The sequence below is a fragment of the Paenibacillus sp. 01T422 genome (assembly GCF_056398785.1).
This window is the reverse complement of record NZ_JBFTQB010000855.1, coordinates 1-4,831: the sequence shown is the minus strand read 5'-3', so window position 1 is coordinate 4,831 and position 4,831 is coordinate 1. Positions and strand designations below refer to the sequence as shown.

The following is a 4,831-nucleotide window of genomic DNA, read 5'->3' as shown; positions in this document are numbered from 1 at the left end:
GAGCTGTGCGACCTTCATACGATTTTGCAAATCAGCCTTCGTAACGCTTTGCAGCAGCATGATGAGGCGTTCCTTGATCACTGGATTTCTCATTTTGAACTTGACTCGCTCAATCAACGCAGGATCGATGCCGTACAGCTGATAACTCATGTTCGTACCTCCGATGTCCCGTCATGCTTTATACATATGAGGGAACGAACACAAACTTGACTACATATAAATGGCAATTAAAATAACACATATACAATTTAGCGCAACAAGCAGCGGCATGCCAATAACGAACGAGGTATGCTTCGTCTTATGCCGCCAAACCCGCATACCGAGCCAACCGCCGATCCCGCCACCAAGTGCAGCAAACATAAACAGCCGTTTCTCCGGGACTCTGCGGCCGCCTTTTTTGGCTTGCCCCTTGTCATGCCCCATTTCTATGAAGGTCACGATATTCATCAGCAGTAAATATACAAGAAAATAAGTCAAATGATGGCACCTTCGTTTCCAAAATAATAATAGGACTACTATTATCTTAAAATCGAATGGAGGCGTGGTCAAATGTTAATTTTAAAATGAAAGTAACGTAAGCTCCACAACTGTCGCCCTCTTATCCGGCAGCGGATAGCTGGAGTGCTCCGGTCTGTCGAAACTAATGAACGCGTCATCCGGATACTGAGCAGCATTCCAAGGACGGCTTAAGAAGACCTCGGAACCATCCGACAGCATCCTTGCTTTCTTCACCTTGCCAGCCAAACCGTTCAAGTTGATGGGACCTACACTTTCTTCGAACAAGTGGGCATACAGCAAATTGCCTTTTTGCGTATATCTGCCCCATTCCGGTTTCGGCCAATCGGCTTGCCCGCAGCCGTAAATGCTGTCCCCATTTTTCTGCACCCAGTCGCCAATCTCTGACAAAATGTCCAAGGACTCCTGCGGAATTTCGCCGAGTGCATTAGGGCCGACATTCAAGAGCAAATTACCATTTTTGCTGACGCACTCTACCAGTTTTCGAATGACCGTTGTTGGCGATTTGTATTCGAAATCCTGAGCTGCGTACCCCCAGTTATTATTCAGCGTGATACAAGCCTCCCATGGAATGGGATTGCCCTCATGATCCGTCACACCTTGCGGTGGAATGATCTGCTCTGGCGAAGCAAAGTCACCCGAATAACTGAGTGGATTGTTCGTAAAAATACTTCCGCCTTCTTCACCGCTTGCGTCCAGACGGTTATCTACAATGACGTGCGGCTGCAGAGCCCGAATCATCGCCATCAGCTCCGTTGCTTTCCAGGTCTCCCCCTTCATCTGATCATAGGAGAAATCAAACCACATGATGTCCAGTTTGCCATAATTCGTGAGCAGTTCTTTGACTTGCCCATGCATATATTGCAAATACCGGTCGAACGTCTCTGGATTTCTTGCATAGCTCTCGTTCCCCCGCATCGGATGGTGACGATCTCCATAAGCCGGGTAGTCCTCATGATACCAATCAATTAACGAATAATAGAGTCCCACCTTCAAGCCTTCCGCCCGAAACGCTTCAATAAATTCCCGCACTAAATCTCGCCCGGCCTTGGTGTTTGTCGATTTATATTCTGTGAGAGCGCTATCAAATAAACAAAAACCATCATGATGTTTTGCTGTCAATACCGCATATTTCATACCCGCTTGCTTTGCTGCGCGCGCCCACGCTTTGGGATCATAGCGAACAGGATCGAATTCATTGAAATACGTTTGATAGTCCTCTACCGAAATGCGCTCCGCATTGCGCACCCATTCTCCTCTAGCAGGAATAGCATACAGTCCCCAGTGAATGAACATCCCGAATCGATCCTGCAAAAACCACTGAGTGCGCTCTGTTCGTTCTTGAATAATCGGATTTGTCATTTTCCTACACACCTTTCGCTATTAAAATGCTATGCGCTCCCAAGGTCCTCTTTCGAGCGATGAGCCCACTAAGCCTCTACATTTATTCTACTAAGACTGCTCAGCAATAGACAGATACGAAACTAACCTCAATTACGCTCCAAGTAAGTTCTTAGAGGGATGAACGAAGCGCCCGTCCAGAACGATGAATCACCAACGAGCTCAGCAGCATCATCACGCGCCTCCTCCATGACTTCGAAGTCCGCCATCATGTCGGCGACGCGGAACTCCGGAAGCCCGCTCTGCTTCGTGCCGAAGAAGTCCCCCGGCCCGCGCAGCTCCAGATCGCGCCTGGCAATCTCGAAGCCGTCGGAGGTCTCGGTCATCGCCTTCATGCGTTCCTTGCCGACCTCGGTCTTGGGGTCGGCGATGAGCACGCAGAAGGACTGGTGCTCGCCGCGTCCAACCCGCCCACGCAGCTGATGCAGCTGCGACAGGCCGAAGCGGTCGGCGTCGTAGATGACCATCAACGTGGCGTTGGGCACATCCACGCCAACCTCGATGACCGTGGTCGACACCAGCGCCTCCACGGTCCCTTCCTTGAATGCGCGCATGATCGCTTCCTTCTCCTGCGCACTCATACGCCCGTGCAGCAGGCCGATCCGCATATGCGGGAAATGCTGCTGCAGCTGAATGTGGACGTCTATGGCATTCTGCACGTCCAGCTTGTCCGACTCTTCGATGAGCGGACAAATCACATACGCCTGCCGCCCTGCCGCCACCTCGCGCTGGATGAAACCAAGCACACGCTCCAGCATGGCATGCTGCACGGCATACGTCTTGATTGGCTTACGCCCTTTGGGCAGCTCCCGCAGCGTCGACACGTCCATGTCGCCGAAAGCGGTAATCGCCAGCGTTCGCGGAATCGGCGTCGCCGTCATCGTCAGCACGTCGGGATTCATCCCCTTGCGCCGCAAAATGCTGCGCTGATTCACCCCGAAACGGTGCTGCTCGTCCGTCACAACCAGCCCCAGCTGACGGAAGTAGACGTCCTCTTGAATGAGTGCGTGCGTCCCGACCAACACATCAATCATGCCCATCTGCAAGGAAGCCAGCAGATCCCGCCGTTGGCGGTCTGTCGAGCTGCCTGTCAGCAGCGCAACCTGCAGCCCGTAGGGCTCAAACAAGCGGTCCAGCGAGCGCTTATGCTGCTCCGCCAGGATCTCCGTCGGCACCATCAGCGCGCCTTGGTAGCCGGCCTTGAACGTCGCGTAGAGGCCTATGGCCGCGACGATCGTCTTCCCTGCACCGACATCGCCTTGCAGCAGTCGGTTCATACTGTACGGCTCCTGCATATCGTGCAGGATCTCGCCCACGACCCTCTTCTGCGACTCCGTCAGCTGGAAGGGGAGCGCGCGCACGAAGGCGCGCACAGCAGGCAGGTCGACCTGCTGCTTCAGCCCGTCCGCGCGGCTTCGCGTTACAGCGCGGTAAGCCTGCAGCTTGAGCTGGAACAGGAACAGCTCCTCATACACCATGCGCCTGCGCGCCTGCTTGCCTTCCTCCACACCGCTCGGCGTGTGGATGACAGCCAGCGCCTTGCTGCGCGGCATAAACCCGTACCTGCCGGTAATGCTCGCCGGCAGCACTTCACTGACCATGGCGCTGTACTGCGTCAGCGCCTGTTGAATGGCTTTACGCATCCACTTTTGCGTAATCGAGCCTGCAACCGAGTAGACCGGCTGAATGGTGCCGGTATTCGAATCCCCTTGGCCGGGGAACTCGGAATCGGACACACTCATTTGCCTCCGCTTGCCATCCCATTTGCCAGTTAGAATAATTTCCTGCTGCGGCCGCAAGCGATCTTTCAAAAAGTGGCGGTTGAACCACACCGCCGTCAGAAGAAAGTCATCGACCATCACCTTGCAGGAGAGTCGAGACTTGCCGCTGTAGCGCTGCAGCACTGGCTCCCCGATGATATATCCTTTCACGGTGACACGGTCGCCGTCTTTCACGCTGGCGAGATCGCGCACGGTGTAATCCTCATACCGGAATGGCACATACTCCAGTAAATCCATAACCGTAAAAATGCCCATGGCGTTCAGCTCAAGTGCTTTTTGAGCGCCGACTCCATGGACTTCGCGTACTACAACTTGATTTAGATCCATCACTTACACCGCACTCACGAATGCAGCGATAGTACCGGGTCCAGCGTGTGCGCCAATGACAGGCCCCAGTGTAATATAATCAACATGCTGCACCTCGAATTGCTGCGTAATGACTTCACGCAACAGCTGAGCGCCTTCCAAATTGTTGGCATGGGCAATATGTATGGACGGAATACGCCGATTGGGTACGTCAGCCGCAAGCAGCTCTAGAATGCGCGCGATCGCTTTCTTTTGACCCCGAACCTTATCAATTGCCGCCACTTCACCCTCACCATCTATCGAGAGAATAGGCTTAATATTCAGCAGAGAACCGAACAACGCCGACGCTTTGCCGATTCTTCCACCTTTTTGCAGAAATTCAAGTGTATCTACAAGGAAATATATGTAAAAGTTCTCTCTAATCGTTTGTACTAGCTCAATAATCTCAGCGGCACTTTGCCCAGCCTGGGCAGCTTTCGCAGCAGCGACAACGAGGGATCCGATACCATAAGAAGCAGAGCGGGAATCAACCACATGAACCTTGCCAGTAGACTCCTCCAGCATTGTGGAGGCTAGCAGAGCTGACTGGTACGTTCCGCTCAGCGCAGAAGATAAATGAATTGAAATAATTTCCGTATTTGGCTCTTCTAACAAACTCTGATATAAGCCTAGAAACTCCGCAGGGGACGGCTGTGAAGTTCTCGGAAAATGAGGTGACGAGGTCAGCTTAGGATAAAACTCCTCGGATCGCAGCGTCACCGCATCTAGAAATTGTTCATCTCCAAAATGAATCTTAAGCGGCACCATCTCAATGTTAAGCTCTTGTC

Annotated in this window: 5 protein-coding genes; all 5 read right to left on the bottom strand. The window is 52.7% G+C overall.

Annotated features, from left to right (window positions below; translation table 11 throughout):
• A partial coding sequence (locus tag AC1DUA_RS32475) for a stage VI sporulation protein F (RefSeq protein WP_477503662.1) occupies positions 1-150 on the bottom strand: 150 nt, incomplete at its 3' end.
• Positions 151-210: 60 nt separating this feature from the next.
• Positions 211-477, bottom strand: a complete 267-nt coding sequence (locus AC1DUA_RS32470) for a DUF1294 domain-containing protein (RefSeq protein WP_127452230.1) — start codon at positions 475-477, stop codon at positions 211-213.
• 81 nt (positions 478-558) lie between these two features.
• Positions 559-1,878 (bottom strand): alpha-L-fucosidase, encoded by a 1,320-nt coding sequence (locus tag AC1DUA_RS32465; protein WP_477503661.1) that lies wholly within the window; start codon positions 1,876-1,878, stop codon positions 559-561.
• A gap of 128 nt (positions 1,879-2,006) precedes the next feature.
• Positions 2,007-4,028 carry an ATP-dependent DNA helicase RecG gene (recG, locus tag AC1DUA_RS32460; protein ID WP_477503660.1) on the bottom strand — a complete coding sequence of 674 codons (2,022 nt, stop codon included), beginning with the start codon at positions 4,026-4,028 and terminating at the stop codon, positions 2,007-2,009.
• Positions 4,029-4,831: DegV family protein (locus AC1DUA_RS32455; protein ID WP_477503659.1), on the bottom strand; the 803-nt coding region annotated here is incomplete at its 5' end.